Consider the following 19,685-nt stretch of genomic DNA (forward strand, 5'->3'; position numbering starts at 1 on the left):
TGCCGGGCGGCGGCGGCCGTTCGGGGCTAGGTTGGCAAGGGCCGCCGGAGACCCGGCGCCGCCGCCGACGACGGGGAACGCGATGAGCCGGAACGACGAAGACGTCGCCCTCGACGAGGCGCTGGACCCGCTGGTCCTCGCCCTGGACATCGGATCCACCGCCACCCGCGGCGGCGTGCACGACGCGTCCGGGCGGCGGGTCCACCGCCTGCAGCACAAGGTCCTGCACGCCTTCACGGTCGCGCCCGACGGCACCTCGATCATCGATCCCGACCAGGTGACCGCGGAGGTCGAGCAGATTTTCGACGCCGTGGCCGGCGACCGGCGGCTGGGAACCCGCATCGCGGGCGTCGCGATGGACACCTTCGCCGCCTCGCTGATCGGGGTCGACGCGGCCGGACGCGCGCTCACCCCGTGCCTGACCTACGCCGATTCCCGCAGCGCCGCCGCGGTCACGGCGCTGCGGCAGGAGCTCGACGAGCGCGCGGTGCAGCAGCGCACCGGCACCCGCCTGCACACCAGCTACCACGCCCCGCGCCTGCGCTGGCTCACGACGGCAGAGCCGCGTCTCGTCGCCCAGGTCGCCGGATGGTGGTCCCTGGGCGAGTACGTCCTGGCCCGCCTGACCGGGCACCCGCTCGCCGGCACGTCCACCGTCGCGTGGACCGGCCTGCTGGACCGCCGCACCGGCGAGCTCGACGCCGAGCTGCTGGCCGCCGCCGGCCTCAGGCCCGAGCAGCTGTCCGCGCCGCGGGACATGACAGAACCGGCACCACCGGCCGCCCCGGCACGCCGGCCGGCCCTCGCGCGGGCCGTGTGGTTCCCCGTCATCACCGACGGCTTCGCCAGCAACATCGGGTCCGGGGCGGCCGACGCCACGGTGCTCACCGCGGCGACGGCCACCAGCGGTGCGCTGCGCGTACTGCTCGACGGCCCCGCCGATCCCCTGCCGTTCGGACTGTGGAACTACCGCGTCGACGCAGGACGCACGCTGCTCGGCGGGGCCATCAACGATGTCGGCCGCGCCGTCAGCTGGGCGCAGAGCACGTTACGCCTCAGCCCCGCGCTCGCGGGCGCCCTCACCGCGCCGCCGAGCAGCGCCACGCCGCTCGTGCTGCCGTACCTCACCGGTGAGCGCGCGCCCGGCTGGGTCGGCGGAGCACGCGCCGTGTTCGGCGGGGTGTCAGCGGCCACGGACGCGGACACCCTGTTCCGCGGGATCGTCGAAGGCGTCGCCATGACGTACGCGCGCGTCGCCGAGGAGCTGAACCCGGCCGCCCCGGGGATCCTCGAGGTCGCGGCGGCGGGCCGGGTCAGCAACGACCAGCCCGAATGGCTCCAGGTCCTGGCGGACGTCCTCGGGCGACCCGTCACGCACGTGACCCGGCGGCGCGCCACGCAGCGCGGCACGGCACTGCTCGCACTCGACGTGCTGGCACCGGACGTGCCGCGCGCACCCCGGGCCACCGGTGCGACGTACGAGCCCCGCCCCGCGCACGTCGAGCACTACGCCGAACGGCGGGCACGGTTCGCTCAGGTGTACGACGCGCTCGTACGCGGCTGAGCGCACCTCAGACGCCGGCAACCACCAGGTCGCACTCGACGCGGTTACGGCCCGCCTGCTTGGCGCGGTAGAGCGCGCGGTCCGCGCGGGCGACAAGCTCGTCGCCGTCCTCCGTGCCGTCCCAGGTCGCCACACCGGCCGAGAAGGTGCTCCCCATGGGGCACACGGTGCGCAGCCGGTCGAGAGACTGCGCTGCCTCGGCCAAGGTGGCGCCGGGCAGGAGCACCACGAATTCCTCACCGCCGTACCGGGCCACCAGGTCTACCGTGCGTAGATGGGCCGCCCAGGTGGCCGCCGCCTCCCTGAGCAGCCGGTCGCCGGCCTGGTGGCCGTGGGTGTCGTTGAACCGCTTGAAGTGGTCGAGGTCCAGGATCGCCAGTGCGAGGGCCGTACCGTCACGGGCCGCGCGGCGCATCGCCGCGGGCAGCGCCTCGTCCCAGGCCCGCCGGTTGGGCAACCCGGTCAGCGGGTCCTGCCGCGCCGCCCGGCGCAGCTGCCCGGCCTGCTCGGCCAGCACGAGGGCCTGCGCGTGCACCTGACGCATCAGCATGGTCATCCGGGTCACCACGAGCAGGAACATGGTCACGCAGCCGATCACGATCGCGTACGCGTCCAGCACCCGCCCGTGGCCGGTCCAGGCCTGCCAGAGCAACAGCGCGGGTGCGACCAGGGTTGCCGCGGTGAGCAGCGACAGGCGCCGCAGCGTCATGGGCCGGACCCGTTCGCGGCCGACCGGCCGGCCGATCTTCGTCATGGCGGGATGCAGGGCGGCGGCACCGAAGCAGACATAGCCGATCAGGTACGCGCAGTCGATCAGCCGGCTGCCGAGGGTTCCCGGGTCGTAGGCGGTCTGCTGCGCGAACGCCCAGAAGTAGTCGCCGACGAGGAAGCCGACCATGTCCGCGGTCACCAGCAGGAACGAGATGTTGCGGGGCCCGTCGCTGGTCAGGAGCCAGGCGAGCATCGCCAGCACCAGCAGGTCGAGGGCCGGGTATGCCATGGCGATGAGCTGGCCGAGCAGCCCGAGCCCCTGGTCCTCGGCCACGGGCCGCATGAGGAAGACCCAGCTGACCAGCGCGAAGGCGCTGGCGATGATCATGGAGTCGACCAGGCCCGCCCGATCGCGCCCCGCGCTGCGGCTGCGCAGCAGGAGCAGCAGCCCGATCACCATCAACACGTAACTGACCAGGTACGAGACGTCGTACGGGGCCGGAAAGCCGTCGTCGTGCAGGATGTTCTGCACGTAGAAGTAGATGCCGTCGCCGGCCATGTTCGCCATCTGGCCGCCGGCCAGCAGCCACCAGGCGGCCGGCCGCTCCGGCCGGTTGCGCCGGATCCCGACCGCGATCGCGACGACGCCGGCAGCTGCCAGGCTGTCGTACCAGGCCTGCTGCACCGGGCTGTCCGGCAGCCACAGGTAGAGCACGATGATCGACAACCCGGCGGCCAGGAAGCGCGCCCATCCGGGAACACGGCTGAGCACGGAACTGCACCTCCTACTCCCCGACGGCCGGACGCTCTCCTATCGGCTGGGCGCGGCGGGGGTTGAGCAAGCGTTCTCCGCTCACGCCTCGTAGAAGGTGTAATCGAATTCGCGGGCCACATTCGGACGTCATGCCATTCATCCCGGCCGCGGCATGGCGCGAATGGGGGCGCTGACCGTTCGTAGTCAGCGCCCCCTGTTCAACGGCGTGGCTAGCCGGTGACGATGGAAGCCCCGTACAGGCTGAAGGCCGTGGTGATGTCGGCGTAGTACATGCGCCAGGTGCAGCTACGGCCGGGGCCGGCCGGAACGCCGGTGCAGGCGGCGGGCGCCGAGGACGGGTCGCCCGCGGTGATGGTGCCCTTGGCGACGACGCGGTTGGGGTCGGACGACAGGGAGAACACCGGCCCGCCGCTGTCACCGTTGCCGGCGGCGCTGGTGTGGTTCACCTGCTCGGCCCGCACGATGCCGTACACGTAGTAGCCGATGTTGATCGTCATGTTCGTCGCCGTCACCCGGATGTTGCAGAGGGCACCCGAGTACGAGCCCGAGGTGCACAGCCAGTCGCCGACGTAGCTGCGCGAGGCGTAGGCCACCGGCTTGGAGAACTCGCCGCTGCCCACGCCGCCGTCGTAGATGCGCCCGGCGGACGAGGCGTTGATGTAGAGGGTGTCGTAGCTGTTGTTGTCGCCGGAGATGGAGCCCATGACCTGACCACCGCCGTCGTACGCGGTCTGGCCGTTGGCGCCGCAGTGGGCGGCGGAGAGCATCTTGGTGTAGCCCCCGACCCAGATGGCGAACCCGGTGGAGCAGCCCTGCCCGGTCCAGCTGGTCCCCCAGCGGGCCCCACCCCAGTACGGTGCCCAGTCGTCGTTGCGGGACAGCGGCGTGGGGTCGGCGACCTCCAGCCGGACGATCGGAACGGTGGGGTCACTGGGCTTGTGTCCGGGCTTGGCCGCGACGACCAGACCGTCCCCTTCGGGATCCGCGGAGGCCGCGGTGACTCCGGACTGACGCAGCACCCGGTTGGCCGCCGCGGTCAGTTCCTTCTTGGAGAAGCGGGCGGACAGGACGTCGACCGCGACATCCTGCGCGTCGATCACCTCACGCACCTGGGCGGGCGGACGCCCCTTCCAGTAGAGGCGAAGCTTGCGGGTCTCGGGAGAGACGACGATTCCCGAGAAGCCTTCCCCGCCGGCCGCGCCGATGCGGTCGGCAGCCGCATCGAGGCGGGCCTGGACCTTCATCAGGTCGGCCCAGTCGGTGAAGCCGCCGGGCGGGGAACCGGCGCCCGGCAGCGTGCCGCTCCAGGGCGGCGGATCGAGCGGCGGCTTGTCCGACCTCGCTGCGGCGGCGGCCGACGAGGCGGCCAGGACCAGCCCCATCGCGATCGACATGACAGTGCTCAAGCGTGACGTGCGCATCGGGTTCTCCTCGCTAGGAATGGACTTCACGCAACGTAACAACGCCAATTCGCAGAGTGAACACCTTCTCGAAGAGAACTATTGCCGCATATCCGACTCAAGGACCGCGAGCCGCTTCACCATGATCAGCGTGACCATCCCTCCACGCGACGGACCTGGCTCCAGCGCTGGCGTGGACGGCATCGGAGGGCGACCATCACGATATGGACGAAGCGCCGCTGGAGAAGCTGAGCGCGATGCTGCCGCCCCAGCAGTGGGCGCGCAGCCCCTTCCCGCCGATCGCCGAGTACGCGTTCCTCTCGGACTGCGAGGTCACCTGCCTGGTGGCGCCCAACGGGGCGGTCGAGTGGATGTGCCTGCCCCGCCCGGACTCCCCCAGCGTCTTCACCACCATGCTGGACCGCAGCGCCGGCGCGTTCCGGCTGGGGCCGTACGACGAGATGGTTCCCGCCGCCCGGCGGTACCTGCCGGGCAGCCTCATGGTGGAGACCACGTGGCAGACCCGGACCGGGTGGCTGATCGTGCGGGACGCCCTGTGCATGGGCCCGTGGCACAACGTCGAGCAACGGTCGCGTACCCATCGCCGCTCGCCGACCGACTACGACGCCGAGCATTGCCTGCTGCGGACGGTACGGTGCGTCAGCGGCTCGGTGGATCTCTCGATGACCTGCGAGCCGGTCTTCGACTACGGGCGGCGCGAGCCGTCGTGGCGCTACGAGGGCCAGGGCTACGGCGACGTCGTTGCCGAGGCCCCGGACTGCGACGTCACCCTGCGGCTGACCACGGATCTGCGGCCGGGCATCGAGGGCCGGGGGCTCAACGCGCGTACCCGCATGGTCGAGGGCGACACGCATTTCGTCGCGCTGTCGTGGTCCCCGCTGCCGCCGCCGCGCACGCTGGACGAGGCGCAGGAGCGGATGGGCCGCACCTCGGAGTACTGGCGACAGTGGATCACGCTGGGAGACTTCCCGGACCATCCCTGGCGCAGCTATCTGCAGCGCAGCGCGCTGACTCTCAAGGGACTGACGTACGCCCCGACCGGCGCTCTGCTGGCCGCGGCGACGATGGCGCTGCCCGAGACGCCGCACGGCGAGCGCAACTGGGACTACCGCTACGCCTGGGTGCGCGATTCGACCTTCGCCCTGTGGGGCCTCTACACGCTCGGTTTCGACCGGGAGGCGAACGACTTCTTCTACTTCATCCAGGACGCCTGCCGCGACGGCAACGACCTGCAGGTCATGTACCGGGTGGGCGGCGAGCGCGAGATCGAGGAGGAGTCGCTGCCGCACCTGTCCGGCTACGAGGGCGCGTTTCCGGTACGGGTGGGCAACGCGGCGTACAAGCAGCGGCAGCACGACGTCTGGGGAGCCGTCCTGGACTCCGTGTACCTGCACGCGCGGTCCCGCGAACAGCTGCCCGAGTCGCTGTGGCCGGTCCTCAAGCGCCAGGTCGAGCAGGCCGCCGCGCATTGGGAGGAGCCGGACCGGGGCATCTGGGAGGTCCGCGGCGAGCCGCAGCACTTCGTGTCCAGCAAGGTCATGTGCTGGGTCGCCCTGGACCGCGGCGCCCGCCTGGCACGCCTCTACGACGAGCCGGAGTACGCCGAGAAGTGGCAGACCCTGGCCGACCAGATCCACGCGGAGGTCTGCGCCAAGGGCGTCGACGCCCGCGGGGTCTTCGTCCAGCGGTACGGCTCCTCCGCGCTCGACGCGTCGGCGCTGCTGCTCCCGCTCATGCGGTTCCTGCCCCCGGACGACCCGCGGATCCGCGCCACCGTCCTGGCGATCGCCGACGAGCTGACCGTGGACGGCCTGGTGCTGCGCTACCGGGTCGAGGAGACCGACGACGGGCTGAGCGGCGAGGAGGGCACCTTCACCATCTGCTCGTTCTGGCTGGCCTCCGCACTGGTCGAGGTCGGCGAGGTCGAGCAGGCCCGCAAGCTGTGCGAGCGGCTGCTGGCGTACGCCAGCCCGCTGGAGCTGTACGCCGAGGAGATCGACACCTACAGCGGCCGGCACCTCGGCAACTTCCCGCAGGCGTTCACCCACCTGGCGCTGATCAACGCGGTCATGCACGTCATCCGTGCCGAGCAGAGCCGCGCGCCGGGTCAGTTCGCCCCCGCCAACGTCGCCGGTGGCTGACCGCCATGCCGGCCGCACGGCCCACCGACCTGATGCGGGCGCTCGCCGAGGCGGCGCGCCTGGCACAGCGTGCGCCCTCGGTGTTCAACACCCAGCCGTGGCGATGGCGGGTCCGCAGCAACGCCCTCGAGCTGCTGCGCGAGCCGGACCGCACGCTCGCCGTGACCGATCCGGGCGGCCGGCAGCTGCTGCTCAGCTGCGGCGCCGCCCTGCACCACGCGCGGCTTGGGCTCACCGCGGCCGGTCGCCGGATCGCCGTCACCCGTTTCCCGGATCCGGCTTCGCCCGACCTGCTGGCGCGCATCGACGTGCGCGGCCGGGCCGAACCTGATGACCGGGTACGCCGGCTGCGCGGGGCCGTTCCGCGCCGCCGCACCGACCGCCGGCCGTTCGGCGCCACCCCGGTGCCGGAGGCCGCCCTGCGCCGGCTGCGCGAGGCGGCGCAGGTCGAGGGGACCGCTCTTCACCTGCTGAGCCGCGACCAGGTCCCGGCGCTCGCGACGGCGGCCACGAACGCTGCGGCGGCCGAGCAGGCGGATCCGGCGTACCGCCGCGCACTGGACGAATGGACGCATCGACCGCCGGGCAGCGGCGACGGGGTGCCGGCCGGCACCGCTGTCCCGGCCGGTCCGCGCGCGGTGCCGGTCCGCGACTTCGCCCCCGGCGGCACCCCGGGCCTGGCAATCGGCCCGGGCGACGACAGCGGTACGGCGTACGCCGTCCTGTACGGACCCGGCGACACGGCGGTCGAGTGGCTGCGCGCCGGCGAGGCGCTTTCCGCCGTGCTGCTCACCGCCGTCGTCGAAGGCCTCGGCGCCGCGCCGATGAGCGACGTGCTGGAGGTCGGGGAATCCCGGCGGATGGTGCGGAGCCTGCTGCCGGAGGGCCGGCCGTACCTGGCGCTGCGGATCGGAGTTCCGGTGGCGGCCGAGGCGCCACCGCCGACGCCACGGCGCCGGCCCGGCACAGTCATCAGCTGATCTCTACACGGGAGCGTGCCCATGAAGCGTCACGTCGCCGCAGCCGCCGTCATCGGCGCCGTCATCGGTCTGGCGGGGTACGGACCCACCGCCGCCGCACCCGTCGCCGGGCTGTCGGAGACTCAGCGGCTGGGTGACCGCAGGTTCGTGGTCACCGGGGACCGGCTCTACCAAGTGGGTGCCGAGGACGCCACCTATCCCGCCACCGGGTGGCACATCCGCGGCGAGATGGGCGGCTTCTGGACACCACCGATCAAGCTGCTGGACGGTGTCTGGTTCGGCGCGAACGGGACCTGGCTGAAGGCCGAGCGGTTCACCGAGGGCACCGGGTACACCACCATGACCCTGGCCGGGCCGGATGGCCTCACCGTCGAGCGGACTGATGTCGTTCCGGACGGCGGGCGCGCGGCGCTCATCGGGCTGCGGTTCCCAGCCGGCGCCGGAACTGTTCACCTGACGATGGACGCGCACTCGGAACTGCTCTCGGCGTACCCGTGGGGTTGGACCACCCCCGGCCAGGCCGCGGCCAACCTGCCCGATGCCGGTTCGTTCGACGGCCGCAACCTGATCTTCCGGGACCGCGGCACGCCGCCGGTCCCGAACGCCCGGCCGCACGACTGGGCGGCGCTGGTCGGCAGCAGCCTGACCCCGGCAGGTCATGCGCTCGGCGCCGGCATGCGCGGCCCGCAGGGCGCCGTGGTCTGCGGCGACCCGACGCCCGCGGTCTGTGACGACGGACCTTACGGCAGGGGTACGGGCGGCCGGCTCACCTACGACGTCGCGGTCGGCGCCTCGGCCCGCACGGTGTGGTTCGCGGTCGCGGGCTCCGACCAGGGCCTCGCGCCGGCCCAGGCGGAACTGGCCCGGGCGTTGCACGACCCGGCCGGCGCGCTGGCCGCGAAGCGGGACGCGCGGGCCACCGTGGCCCGGCACAGCCGCGTCGACCTGCCCGGCGACCGGCTCCTGCAGCGGAGCGTGGAGTGGTCCAAGCAGAACCTGGCCGACTCCGTCCAGGAATCGCGGGACCTGCACGTGTTCGCCAGCAACGAGGGCACCGAGTACCCGCCGCCGGCGGGCGTGGTGGACCGGGCCCGCTGGATCGGCGCCGGCTGGCCGGACTACCCGTGGATCTTCGCCACCGACGGGGAGTACAGCGCCTTCGCCGCGGTGGCCGCCGGACAGTTCGCGGCCATCGAGGGCCATCTCCGGACGCTGCGGGACCTCAGCGAGATCACGAACGGCCGCTCGGGCAAGGTGGTGCACGAGGTCACGCCGGACGGCCAGGTCTACTACGGCACCGATGCCGACGTCGGCAACACCGACGAGACGGTGAAGTTCCCCAGCGCGGTGGCGCTGGTCTGGCGTTGGACCGGTGACGACGCGTTCCGCGACGACCTGTACGACTTCTCGGTGCGAGCCATGCGGTACGCGCTCGGCCTGGACGCCGACGCCGACGGCTGGCCGGAGGGCAGCGGCAACGTGGAGCGCCCCGGCATGGGCGACGAGAAGCTGGACGTGGCCGTCTACACCATCCGCGGCCTCCTGGACCTGGCCGACATGGCGCGCGCGAAGGGCGACCGCGCGACCGCGGCATGGGCCGAGACCCAGGCCGCCCGGCGCGCGCGGAATTTCGAGCCGGCCTGGTGGTACGGCGGCGACGCCCGCTCGTACGCGGATTCGCTCACCGACCCGGGCGACGTGAAGGTGTACCAGCGGTACTGGATCGGCGCGACGCCCATGGAGGCGGAACTACCGGCCGGTCCGGTCGCCTCGACCGGCCACGCCACGACCGGGCTGGCCCAGCGTGAGCGGGACTGTTTCACCGGCGAGTTCGGCTTCTTCCACACCGGAACCGGCCCCACCAGTGATCCCGCCGGCAACCCCGGACCGTCGTGCGACAGCGTGGTCTCCGCCGTACCGTCCGAACGGGACATCTTCTCCCTGGGCAACGCCATCATGGCGGTGGCCGAGGGCAACTACGGCCGGACAGCCCCGCAGCAGCGCTACACCACCGCCAACGCGCGCAGCCAGCTCGACCCGAGTGTCTGGGAGATGCCCGGAGCGATGCCGGAGATCCTGCCGTCACCGGGCTTCGGATCGAACATGGGCAAGGATTTCCTGAGCCGGTCCAGCGTGATACAGGCGTGGGGTACGTACGGCGTGCTCTGGCCGGTGATCCATCAGCAGCTGGGCGTGGCGCCCGACCTGGGCCACGGGCGGCTGGCCGTGGTGCCGCTGATCCCGGCGGGGCGGCAGATCGCGGGTACGGACATCCTGGTCGGCACCGGCCACGTCGACGTACGCGCGGCCGCCCGCGGCAACGTCCTGTCGGTCACCGTCGACGCGGCGGTGCGCGCACGCCTGACGCTCGGCGCCGTCGTACCGGCCGGCGCCCAGGTCACGTCCGTGACGGTGGACGGGCACGCGGCCCGAGCGCGACGGGTGCAGACCGCACGCGGCGATGAGGTGATCACCACGACCGGGCCGGGCCGGCACACACTCGCGGTCACCCTGACATAGATGGGACCTCGGTCAACGGGCACCGAAGGCGGTCGGCGACTCGGTAGCGGGCGGATCGCCCGCCGTGGTGTCGCAGTCCTTCGTCGTCAACTGACCGGCCGGAGGGCCCTCGAGGGGTCGGAGTCCTGACGCACCGCTCCCTCGAGGGTCACCGGCCGCCGGGCGTCGGTGGCCGGGGGAAGCGGTCCGGCCGAGCCCAGCCACCGGCGCAGGAGGTACCGCAGGTCGTGGGTGGGTCCGCGGTCGCGGATGCCGTACGTGTGCCCGCCCGCGGGCTGTGCGTACGACGGCAGCTCGCCCCCGCGCTCGAGGATCTCCAGCCAGCCGGCGAGCCGGTGGATGGCGAGCAGGTCCGAGCGGCAGCGCAGCTGTTCCGGCAGCTCGTCGCCGCTCACCTGCGGGCGCACGACCTCGATCAGTTCTCCCGTACCGATGCCGGGGCCCGCGCGGTGAATGGTCGAGCCGATCCGGTCGAAGCGTCTTTCGTAGACGGCGAAGAAGAATGCGTGCTCGCCCCGGTAGTAGGGCAGGCAGCCGCTGTGCACATTGATCACCAGCGGGCCGGCGGCGTCGAGCGTAGCCTTCGACAGCGCCGAGCAGCCGATGACCACCACCACGTCGACGAACACCGCTCTCAGCGCGTCCACGACCGCGTCGTCGTTGACCGAGCGCACCCTCAGGCGCCGGGGGCCGGGATCCGCCCAGAGCTCGGGGCTGTGCGCGAAGTACTGCCTGCGGTAGGCGTCCTTGCCGGTGATGGCCCGGCGGAGGCGGTGGTAGAGGTGGTAGATCCAGTCGCGGTAGCGGCGGAGGCGGCGCAGCGCGGCGACCCGGGCGGACTCCGGCTCGACGACCACCAGCGCCAGGTCGAAGCGGGCCGCCAGCAGCGACTCGAGGTAGCGGTGCTGATGGTCGTCGCCGCGGATCAGCGCCAGCCGCAGCGGTGTCACCGGACACCGCCCGGCACCGCCGAAGACCTCGAGGACCAGCCCGCCAGCCGCTCCACAGCCGAGCGCGCCCCCCACGATGCGCTCGTACGGTCGTCCGCGACGGTGACGACGGCGCCCTGCGCGCCGGGGCGTACCGAGACGAGTCCGGGCAGGTCGACCCAGGTGGCATCGACGCGGGCCGGGGCGCCCCGCAGGTCCGCGCGGCGCAGGCAGGCGTGCCGGCTCGGGTGGTGGCGGGTGGGGCGGTGCGGGGGCGGGAGGGCGGCCGAGACCGCGGACCGCACCGCGCCGAGGATCACGTCGTGCCCGGTCGCGAGCTCGATCACCGAGGCGATGCAGCCGTCGATCCGGCCCGGCGCCAGACTCTCGACGGTCACGTGGCGGCCCTCGGCGTACAGGACCACCTCGGCGGGACCGAGGGTCAGCCCGGCAGCGGCGAGCGCGGCACGGGCACGGCTCCTCAGCCGGTGAGCCGTCCAGCCCCGCGCGCTGCCCGGACAGTCGTAGTCGCGGCCGGAGCCGTCCACGGTGACGTCCTCGGCGATGCCGATGACGTGGCCGTCCTGCGCCTGGACCACGTAGCGGCATCCCGCCCGGTTGCGCGGCGCGACCGCGGTCCGCCGGCCGGCGACCAGGCCGGCGGACCGGGCCACCGCACCCGGATCGGGATTCCGGGCGCCCAGCAGCGCCGCCACCCGGGCCGTCGTGTCCGACAGTCCGGGGCCGTCGCCGACGAGGAAGGCCGGGGCGATGGCCCGGCTTCCGGCGGGGGCGAACGCCGTGGCGATGCTGGCAGGGTCGAGGCCGGACGCCGGCCTCAGCGACCATCCGTCGGCGGCCAGCCGGGCCAGGCACCGTTCATCGGTGCTGACCGCGAGGGTACGCAGACCCAGCGCCCGCCCGGCCCGCACCGTACGCCGTGCACAGGAGCTCGCGTCCCCGTTGATCGTCCACTCGCCGGCGATGAGGCCCAGCCAGCCGATCGGCGCGCTCATGCCGGCACCGCCCCGGTGAGGGGTCCCCGGGGCCGGTCCGGCCGGCGTGGAAAGGCCGAGTGCGGCACGGCCGTGGCGCTCTGCGAGTACAGGAATCTCTGGTCCTGATGGGTCAGTACGAGCACGGTGTCCCCCGTTGCCGCTGCCGGCACGCCCTGCGGCGTGACTTGCGGGGTCCATCGTGCGCGACGGGGGTGGAACAAGCGCTGGAACGGCGGCGGGAAGCCTCGCTGACCGGTCGCCCCCGCCCGCTCAGTCGCCGCCCTCGATGCGCAGGTCAGAGCGCAGGAGGCCGTACATGAGCATGTCGCGCCACTCGCCCTCGCGGAACCTCGCGCAGCGCAGCACCCCCTCGCGGCGGAAGCCGACCCGTTCCAGCGCCCGCTGCTCGGCGATGTTGTCGGCGTCCGTCTGCGCCTCCAGCCGGTAGGCCAGCGTGCAGTGGAACAGGTGGCGCACCATCTCGCCCTGCGCCGCGGTGCCCAGGCCACGCCCCCGGTATTCCGGCAGCAGCGCGAGGCCGATCTCGTAGCAGCCCCCGGGCGGCCCGCCGCGGTCCTTGGCCTCCCAGCTCGCGATGCCCAGGACCGTGTCGGGGCCAAGCTCCGGGTCGTCGCCGACCACCGCGAGAGCCGCCGAGTCGGCACCGACGTACCCGTCCTTCTCCCACCGCCGGCGCCGGGCCCGGGGGTCCCGGAAGCCGGCCCAGACGTACCGCCCGCTGACGCTCGGGTCCGAGCTCAGGCGTTCGAGGAAGGACAGGTCCTGTTCGGAGAAGGGCCGCAGGGCCACGTGATCGTCCATTGCCACCTCAGGGATTCGGTCGCGGGTCACAGCATCATCGGCCATCGCACCGCCGCGGCGGAACCGCGGGAACGGTGGGATGCGCCATCCGTCCTGCCAGTCAGGACCGCCGGGGCGGGTGTCTCACCGCGTGGCCCCCGCCGGAAGGGCCAGGGCGAGGGCGGCGGAACCGTCGAGGAACATGAGGCCACGCTCGGCGAAGCCGGCGAACGCCGCCCGGACGGCCTCGAGCGGCAGGCGCCCGCCGAGGCGCTCACGCACGGCGGCGGCCCCGATCGGGCGGTCGACGCAGGCGAGGTAGATCTCGGCAAGATCTCCCTCGAAGGTGTACGTGCCCTCCGCGCCGGGCTGCCGGCCGTCGTAGATCTGGAGGAATCCGGGGGCGGCGAAGTAGGTGAGCGTCGGCGGTTCGGGGCGCTCCCAGGCCGCCTGCCAGTCCTCGACGGCTGCGCGCAGGCCGGCGTACGTCTGCTGGGGCAGCGGGTCGGCGAGCTCGTACTCGAAGAAGTAGGCGAGCCGGTCGAGGTCGAAGCCCTCGGGGTAGACGTAGCGGTAGCCACGCTCGGGCCGGCGTTCCCGGACACCGGAGTCCGGCTGGGTGAAGAGGGGGCTGAACCGCTCCAGCCACACCGGGCCGGCGCCCACCGGAGGCCGCAGGTGCACCAGGTGCGGTACGACCGCCGCCTGCTCCCGGTAGTCCTCGGGGGACTCGCCCGGGAAGCCCCAGAGGATGTTCCAGGAGATCGTGATGCCGTAGTGCTGACCCCAGCGCAGCACGTTCACATTCTGCCCGGCACGGACGCCCTTGCGCATCAGGGCGAGCACCCGCGTGCTCAGCGACTCGATGCCGGGCTGCAGGTGGGTCACGCCGCCCTGGCGCAACAGCCTCAGCTGCTCCCGGCTCAGGTTGGCCTTGACCTCGTAGAAGATGTCGTACGTCGTACCGGAGGCGGCCAGCTCGGGGAACAACCCGGTCAGGTACGAGGTGTCCACGATGTTGTCCACGGCCTCGAAGCGGAAGCTGCGGTAGCGCCGCGCCTGCGCCGCCAGCTCGGCCGACACCCGCGGGGCCGACTTGGCCCGGAAGCTCATGGTCGAGCCGTTGAGTCCGCAGAACGTGCAGTGGTGCTTCGCGCCCCACCAGCACCCGCGGGCCGACTCGAACGGGATGCGGACGGTGCGGAGGCCGGTACGCGGCTGCAGCCCCAGCGCCTCGGCCCGCGCGAAATATTCGTCATAATCCGGCAGCGGCGACTCGTCGAGGCGGCCGTACGGTGCCCGCGCGGGAGCCGCCGACACGCCGTCGGGTGTACGGCGGGCGACGCCGGGGACCGCGCCCGGGTCGGCGCCGGTGGCCAGGGCCGCCAGCAGCTCGGGCAGGGCCACGTCGCCCTCTCCGATCACGGCGTAGTCGATGCAGTCGACGCGGCGGACGTACTCGAGTCCCATCTCGTCCTCGAAGTTGGCGCCGCCGAACACCGTCACGAGCTGGGGAAATCGGCGCTTCAGCCGCCGGGCCAGCGCGAACGAGGCCGCGTTCTGCTGGAACGTACAGGTGAACCCGACGACCCGGACCTCGTCCCAGGGGAAGCCGTCCACCAGTGCGTCCAGGTAGGCCGGGACGTCCTGATCGCGCATCCGCAGCAGCAGTTTCCGGCTGTCCTCCGGGCTGCGGCCGGGCAGGCCGAGCTCGGCGGCGAAGTCGTCGAGCAGGGCGCCGTCCGGGTCGGGCGCGTCGTCACCGAAGGCCTCGCGGGAGAAGAGCCAGTCGCCGATCATCAGCCCCCGGTCCTCGCACAGCGACCGGTAGGTGTCGGCACCGATCCGGGCGGCGAAGTCCAGGTTGGCGTGCAGGGTCCGTACGTCGTAGCCGTGGCCGGCCGCGACGGCCTTGAGCAGGCCCAGCTGGATCGAGGGCCGGTCGGCCATCATGAACGGCATGGAGACCAGCGCCATCGGCCAGGCGGCGCGCTGCGCCGCGCTCGGACCATCGGCCGTCGGTCCGAGCGGGCGCAGCGCGATCGGCTCACGCATCGCGGATGTCTGGCTAGCGTGGGTCACAGATGATCGGCATGAGGTCCGTCCGCACCGGTGTCATGGCACCGGCGGTGAAGGACGTCTGGAACTGTTCGCGGATGGCCGTCACCTGCTCGTCGGCCGCGACTCGGGCCGCCACGCAGCGGGAGACCGTTGCGCCGGCCTCCGTGACGATGACCGGCGGCTCCGCCGCTGCCGCCGGGGAGGCGGCTACCGGCGTACCCAGAAGGGCACCGACAGCGAGTCCCCCGATGATGGCACCCGACCCCCCGCGGGTCGTTCTCGGTGCACGGGTTTTCTCGGACATCTCTTTCCTTTCGCTGGTCGCCTCGTGCCGGTCCCGGACGACGGCACCCGACCCGGTCCCTACGGGCCAGCGTAGCGGCCAATTATTATCGTCGATGACCCTTTTCGACGTGCGGCCCATGGGTCAGGAGGTCGAGTTTGGACCGGATCGTGGCGGCCTCCGGGTGCCCCAAGCCGTCGAAGATCTGCATCGCCCGCAGCCAGGCGTCACGGGCGGCCTCCTGATCGCCCGCCGCCCGGTGGGTGTCGCCGAGCCGCAGCAGCGTCATCGCGACCTGGTAGCGGTCGCCGAGATCATGCCAGAGCGCGAGCGCCTGCTCGTAACACGAGATCGCCTCGTCGTGATGACCGAGATGGTGATGCGCGTAGCCGAGGCTGTCCCAGGTGTCGGCGCGGCCCGGCCAGTCCCCCGAGCCCTGGTGCACGACCAGCGACTGGTGGCAGTACTCCAGTGCCTGCTCGTGGTAGCCGAGCTGGCTGTGATACCACCCCACCCAGTTCAGCGCGTCGGCCTCACCGGGCGGGTCGCCGGCCTGCCGGAAGAGCTCCAGCGCCTGGCGGGCCTGGTCGAGGGCCTGCTGGAAGTGGCACTGCCGCTCCAGCACCCGCCCGAAGTTCAGGTGGATCCGGGCCTGACCGGGGAGGTCGCCGAGCTCGGCGAAGACCCGCAGCGCCTGCCGGGCGTGGGCGCCGGCCTCGTCCAGCCGGCCCAGCTGCAGGTGGGCGAGGTTGAGCAGGCGGTGCGCCTGGGCCTGGCCGCCGAGGTCGCCGAGCCGCCGGGCGGCCTGCAGGGCGGCCTCCATCGTGGCGGCCCAGTCGTGCCAGTGCCCCTGGTAGTTGAGGAAGGCGGTCATCGTCCAGGCGAGGCCGTACGCATAGGAGTCATGGCCGGCGCTCGTGGCCAGCGTGATCGCCGCGAGCAGATTCGGATGCTCGGCGACGAACCAGGCCATCGCCCGCTCCGCGTCCGGGAGCTCCGTCGTGGTCACGGCCGCCGCCGGCTTCCCGACGTCGAGCGGTTCCCGGTACGGGTAGAGCAGCCGGTCGGCGGCATGGGCGGTGTGGAGATAGTGGTCGAACATCCGCACCAGAGCCGTCTCACGCTCGCTGTCCGCGCCCGGCGCGCGCGCCTGCTCGGCCGCGTACGCCCGCAGCAGATCGTGGAACCCGAACCGCCCGGGCGTGACCTCGTCCAGCAGATGCGCGCCGCAGAGCGCCGTGAGCAGCCGGCGCGCCTCGGGCACCGGCACACCGGCCAGGCTGGCGGCCGCGGTCAGCGAGATGTCCGGCCCGGGGTGCAACCCCAGCAGCCGGAACAGCCGCGCCGCCGGCGCCGTGAGCAGGTGGTACGACCACGACAGCACCGCCCGCGCATCCGTGGTCCCGTCCTCGCCCACGAACGCGTCCAGGCCGCCCCGGGCCTGGCCGAGATCACCGGCGAGCGCGGCGAGCGAGAACCGGGGATGGGCCGCCGCCCGCGCCGCCACGATGGCCAGCGCCAGCGGCAGCCGCGCCGAGACGGCGATGATGTCGTCCACCGCCCCGGGCTCCGCCTCGACGCGGGACCGGCCGATCCGGCCACGCAGCATCTGCCGCCCCTCGTCGGCGGTCAGCAGATCCACCGGCACCGCGACGGCCCCGGCCGCGACCAGGCCGGACAGCCGGCTGCGGCTGGTCACCAGCACCAGGCAGCCGGCCGAACCGGGCAGCAGCGGCATCACCTGCTCGGTGTCGCGGGCGTTGTCCAGCACCACCATCACCCGCCGGCCGGCGAGCAGACTGCGGTACAGCGCCGCCTGCTGCTCCAAGGTGGGCGGCACCCGCCGCGCCGGCACGCCCAGGGCGTCCAGAAAACCGCGCAGGGCCTCCCCGGACTCCACCGGGGACAGGTTCGGGTCGAAGCCGCGCAGGTCCACGTAGAGCTGTCCGTCGGGGAATCCGCCGCTGATCCGGTGCGCCCAGTGCACCGCCAGCGAGGTCTTCCCGACCCCGGCCGTACCGGTGACCACCGCGATCACCAGGCCGTCGCCGCCGTCCTCCGCGACCAGCTCGTCGAGGCGGCGCAGCTCGGCGTCGCGGCCCACGAAGTGCGGGATCGCGTACGGCAGCTGCGCCGGCACGGTCAGCCCCGGGCCGGACTCCACCCCGGCCGGCTCGGCGACCGGCCGGGCGGGCGGCGCGACCCGGGCCAGGGCGGGATCGTTGACCAGGATGCGCTGGTAGAGCTCCTGCAGGTCGGCCGAGGGATCGACGCCCAGCTCCTCCTTGAGGTACTGGGCCACCGCGCGGAACGCGGCCAGCGCCTCCCCCTGCCGTCCACTGCGGTACAGCGCGGTCATCAGGCTCCCGCGCAGGCGCTCCCGCAACGGATACTCGGCGACCAGGCGCTGAAGTTCGGCGACGAGGTCCTGGTCGTTGCCCATGGCCAGATCGATCTCGATGCGCTCCTCGAGCACACTGATCCGGCGCTCCCCGAGCCGCTCCCGCTCGGCGTCCAGCAACGGGCTGGTCAACCCGTCGAAGGCCGGACCGCGCCACAGCTGCAGCGCGGCGTGCACCGCCTGCGCCGCCTCCGGCAGGTCACCCGCCGCCCGGGCGGACCGGGCCCGCCCGATCTCGCGGTCGAAGACCTCCAGGTCGAGGCAGCCGGGCGGCAGGGACAACCGGTATCCGACATCCGTCCAGGCGAGCAGCCGCGACGGAGACCCCGCGGACCGCACCGGATCGAACGCGCGACGCAGCCCGGAGATGTACTTGTGCACCAGATTGACGGCATAGGCGGGGGCGGCCTCGCCCCAGACCGCCTCGATCAGCTGCTCGCGGCGCAACGGCCGGTTGGCGTGCAGCGCGAGCACGGACAGCACGACACGCTGCTGCACCGGGCCCAGGGTCAGGCAGGTGTCACCCTGCCAGGCCTGCAGCGGGCCGAGCACCTCGACGCGCAGCGCCGGACCCGGCGTGTCGTCCGCCGCGGCGGACGACGCAACCGGCTCGGCCTCGCCCGGCGTGTCCAATGCAGCCTCCCGTTGCAGAGACAGGGCCCACAGTCTACGAGCGCCAGGTCGACGGTCATCGACGTCGACGAATTCTGTCAGAAGTGCATCTATCGGGTCGCTCCGGCTCAGCCGGCCACGCGACGCCACCACTCCCCCGCATGGACAGCCGCCACTCCCCCGCATGGATACGAGCCGGGCGCCCGCGTGCAGATACGTCGGGCGGGCACAGCAAACGGCCGTCGCAGACGATCGCTGCGACGGCTACGTGAATGTCAGCGCCGGATCAACCGCAGCCGAACCCGGCTGCGGGCCGCTACGTCAGGACGAGCCCTGCCGATGCTGCTGGGAGTGGTTCAGCGCCGCGATCGCTTCCTCGCGGGTGTCGCCGAAGTGCAAGGGGACGAAGTGCCCTTTTTCGTCCCTGCCGCATCGGACCAGTCCGGCCGCCACCAGCCCGCCGCGGGGTGCTTCCCAGGTCACGAGCGGAGAGAATCGGGCATCGGCGCCGGACGCCGCCACCGCGTCGGCGACCTTCTCCGCGGCCAGGACCTCGGGCGACACCAGCTCCGACATCCAGCCGACCACCCGGCCGCTTCTCACCTCGGCGCCGTCCTGGGCCGCACACCACAGCGGGTACCCCTGCGCAATGACCGTCATCGGATCCCCCGTCTCTCCACCGCCATTCTCCGCCAAACCGGCCGGTCAGTTGGCCGGTATTCCCGACCCCGTCGAAGTCGGCAGGAGTCAGGGAGCCGGTCGGCTCCGGTCACCCCAGGAGTAGATCGTGGCCCGGCCCACCTTGCCGCCGTCGCGCACGGCCAGGTGGATCCCGTCGCCCCGCCGGGACAGGAGCACGTCGACCGGCGAGCCGGCATGCAGGACGGCGTTGCGCACCAGCTCGGTGATCACCACGCATGCCCGCTCGCGCAGGTGGGTCATCCGCCAGGCCGTACACACGTCGGTGGCGGCGGCGCGGGCAACCGCCGCGGCGCTGGGGCCGGCGGGCAGCCGCAAGCTCAACCGGCCGGTCACCGGCAGACGCTGGGCGGCCGCGGCCCGCGCCGACGGCATGCTCGCGAAGACCGGCAGGAACCGTTCGGCGCCGAGGCGCTGCAGGCGCTGGGCGAGCGCGGAATCCGGCGAGGCGGAGACGACGACCCGGACCGCCGGGTCCGTCTCCTGGCCCGTCCGCTGCGCGTTGATCCACGTCGGCACACTTGCGGCACGCGGGTCGGCCATCGCCTGCAGGTCGATGACCAGCGTCGCGGGATGCCCGCTCAAGCACCTGAGAATCGCCACGCTCACCTCGCGCTTCAACGACGGGCCCCAGATGCCGTGCACCGTCAGCACGATGATGGAGGTGTCCGGATCCAGCTCGACGGTGACACCGTCAACCGAGCCAAGATCCTGTCGGTGTAAGAGGTACGGCGGCCGCACACCGCGTTAACACCGATGCCGGCGCACCGACACGGCCACCGCGCCGCA

The 19,685-nt window shown here is 72.8% G+C and carries 14 protein-coding genes; 4 read left to right on the forward strand and 10 right to left on the reverse strand.

Annotated elements, in window-relative coordinates:
- Positions 1 to 82: 82 nt before the first annotated feature.
- Positions 83 to 1,564 carry a gluconokinase gene (locus tag ACIBO8_RS30825; RefSeq protein WP_396118890.1) on the forward strand — a complete coding sequence of 494 codons (1,482 nt, stop codon included), beginning with the start codon at positions 83 to 85 and terminating at the stop codon, positions 1,562 to 1,564.
- 7 nt (positions 1,565 to 1,571) lie between these two features.
- Here the strand turns inward: ACIBO8_RS30825 and ACIBO8_RS30830 are convergent, their stop codons facing one another.
- A complete protein-coding gene (locus ACIBO8_RS30830; RefSeq protein ID WP_396118891.1) occupies positions 1,572 to 3,047 on the reverse strand; it encodes a diguanylate cyclase in 1,476 nt (491 codons plus the stop codon).
- 212 nt (positions 3,048 to 3,259) lie between these two features.
- Positions 3,260 to 4,471 carry a hypothetical protein gene (locus tag ACIBO8_RS30835; RefSeq protein WP_396118892.1) on the reverse strand — a complete coding sequence of 404 codons (1,212 nt, stop codon included), beginning with the start codon at positions 4,469 to 4,471 and terminating at the stop codon, positions 3,260 to 3,262.
- A gap of 203 nt (positions 4,472 to 4,674) precedes the next feature.
- Here ACIBO8_RS30835 and ACIBO8_RS30840 point away from each other — a divergent pair, with 203 nt between their 5' ends.
- The 3 genes from ACIBO8_RS30840 to ACIBO8_RS30850 are packed head-to-tail and all read left to right on the forward strand — an operon-like array spanning position 4,675 to position 10,112.
- Entirely contained in the window at positions 4,675 to 6,612 is a 1,938-nt protein-coding gene (locus ACIBO8_RS30840; protein ID WP_396118893.1) for a glycoside hydrolase family 15 protein, read from the forward strand.
- Between the two features lie 5 nt (positions 6,613 to 6,617).
- The gene (locus ACIBO8_RS30845) at positions 6,618 to 7,592 is read left to right on the forward strand and encodes an Acg family FMN-binding oxidoreductase (protein WP_396118894.1); all 975 of its coding nucleotides are present in this window, start codon (positions 6,618 to 6,620) and stop codon (positions 7,590 to 7,592) included.
- Positions 7,593 to 7,613: 21 nt separating this feature from the next.
- Positions 7,614 to 10,112 (forward strand): hypothetical protein, encoded by a 2,499-nt coding sequence (locus ACIBO8_RS30850; RefSeq protein WP_396118896.1) that lies wholly within the window; start codon positions 7,614 to 7,616, stop codon positions 10,110 to 10,112.
- Between the two features lie 86 nt (positions 10,113 to 10,198).
- Here the strand turns inward: ACIBO8_RS30850 and ACIBO8_RS30855 are convergent, their stop codons facing one another.
- From ACIBO8_RS30855 to ACIBO8_RS30890, 8 genes are all read right to left on the reverse strand, one after another.
- The gene (locus ACIBO8_RS30855; protein WP_396118897.1) at positions 10,199 to 11,062 is read right to left on the reverse strand and encodes a formyltransferase family protein; all 864 of its coding nucleotides are present in this window, start codon (positions 11,060 to 11,062) and stop codon (positions 10,199 to 10,201) included.
- Entirely contained in the window at positions 11,059 to 12,057 is a 999-nt protein-coding gene (locus tag ACIBO8_RS30860; RefSeq protein WP_396118898.1) for a hypothetical protein, read from the reverse strand. Before ACIBO8_RS30860 ends, ACIBO8_RS30855 begins: the two co-directional genes overlap by 4 nt.
- A gap of 252 nt (positions 12,058 to 12,309) precedes the next feature.
- Complete coding sequence (locus tag ACIBO8_RS30865; protein ID WP_396118899.1) at positions 12,310 to 12,861, reverse strand: GNAT family N-acetyltransferase; 552 nt, start codon at positions 12,859 to 12,861, stop codon at positions 12,310 to 12,312.
- Positions 12,862 to 12,984: 123 nt separating this feature from the next.
- On the reverse strand, positions 12,985 to 14,895 hold the full coding sequence (locus ACIBO8_RS30870) for a RiPP maturation radical SAM C-methyltransferase (protein ID WP_396118900.1): 1,911 nt from the start codon (positions 14,893 to 14,895) through the stop codon (positions 12,985 to 12,987).
- Between the two features lie 13 nt (positions 14,896 to 14,908).
- Complete coding sequence (locus ACIBO8_RS30875) at positions 14,909 to 15,205, reverse strand: hypothetical protein (protein WP_396118901.1); 297 nt, start codon at positions 15,203 to 15,205, stop codon at positions 14,909 to 14,911.
- Between the two features lie 85 nt (positions 15,206 to 15,290).
- Entirely contained in the window at positions 15,291 to 18,218 is a 2,928-nt protein-coding gene (locus ACIBO8_RS30880) for an AfsR/SARP family transcriptional regulator (RefSeq protein ID WP_396118902.1), read from the reverse strand.
- 300 nt (positions 18,219 to 18,518) lie between these two features.
- Positions 18,519 to 18,857, reverse strand: a complete 339-nt coding sequence (locus ACIBO8_RS30885; protein ID WP_396118903.1) for a hypothetical protein — start codon at positions 18,855 to 18,857, stop codon at positions 18,519 to 18,521.
- Between the two features lie 87 nt (positions 18,858 to 18,944).
- Positions 18,945 to 19,481 (reverse strand): ATP-binding protein, encoded by a 537-nt coding sequence (locus ACIBO8_RS30890; RefSeq protein ID WP_396118904.1) that lies wholly within the window; start codon positions 19,479 to 19,481, stop codon positions 18,945 to 18,947.
- Between the last annotated feature and the right edge of the window lie 204 nt (positions 19,482 to 19,685).

Origin of the sequence: Actinoplanes sp. NPDC049681, from assembly GCF_044465265.1 — a bacterium.
Taxonomy (GTDB): domain Bacteria; phylum Actinomycetota; class Actinomycetes; order Mycobacteriales; family Micromonosporaceae; genus Actinoplanes.

Excerpts from the sequence above, each read along its gene's own strand:
- ACIBO8_RS30825 (WP_396118890.1), top strand. The coding sequence starts at position 83 with ATGAGCCGGAACGACGAAGACGTCGCCCTCGACGAGGCGCTGGACCCG.
- ACIBO8_RS30835 (WP_396118892.1), bottom strand. The coding sequence starts at position 4,471 with ATGCGCACGTCACGCTTGAGCACTGTCATGTCGATCGCGATGGGGCTG.
- ACIBO8_RS30840 (WP_396118893.1), top strand. The coding sequence starts at position 4,675 with ATGGACGAAGCGCCGCTGGAGAAGCTGAGCGCGATGCTGCCGCCCCAG.
- ACIBO8_RS30845 (WP_396118894.1), top strand. The coding sequence starts at position 6,618 with ATGCCGGCCGCACGGCCCACCGACCTGATGCGGGCGCTCGCCGAGGCG.
- ACIBO8_RS30850 (WP_396118896.1), top strand. The coding sequence starts at position 7,614 with ATGAAGCGTCACGTCGCCGCAGCCGCCGTCATCGGCGCCGTCATCGGT.
- ACIBO8_RS30860 (WP_396118898.1), bottom strand. The coding sequence starts at position 12,057 with ATGAGCGCGCCGATCGGCTGGCTGGGCCTCATCGCCGGCGAGTGGACG.
- ACIBO8_RS30865 (WP_396118899.1), bottom strand. The coding sequence starts at position 12,861 with ATGGACGATCACGTGGCCCTGCGGCCCTTCTCCGAACAGGACCTGTCC.
- ACIBO8_RS30870 (WP_396118900.1), bottom strand. The coding sequence starts at position 14,895 with ATGCGTGAGCCGATCGCGCTGCGCCCGCTCGGACCGACGGCCGATGGT.
- ACIBO8_RS30875 (WP_396118901.1), bottom strand. The coding sequence starts at position 15,205 with ATGTCCGAGAAAACCCGTGCACCGAGAACGACCCGCGGGGGGTCGGGT.
- ACIBO8_RS30885 (WP_396118903.1), bottom strand. The coding sequence starts at position 18,857 with ATGACGGTCATTGCGCAGGGGTACCCGCTGTGGTGTGCGGCCCAGGAC.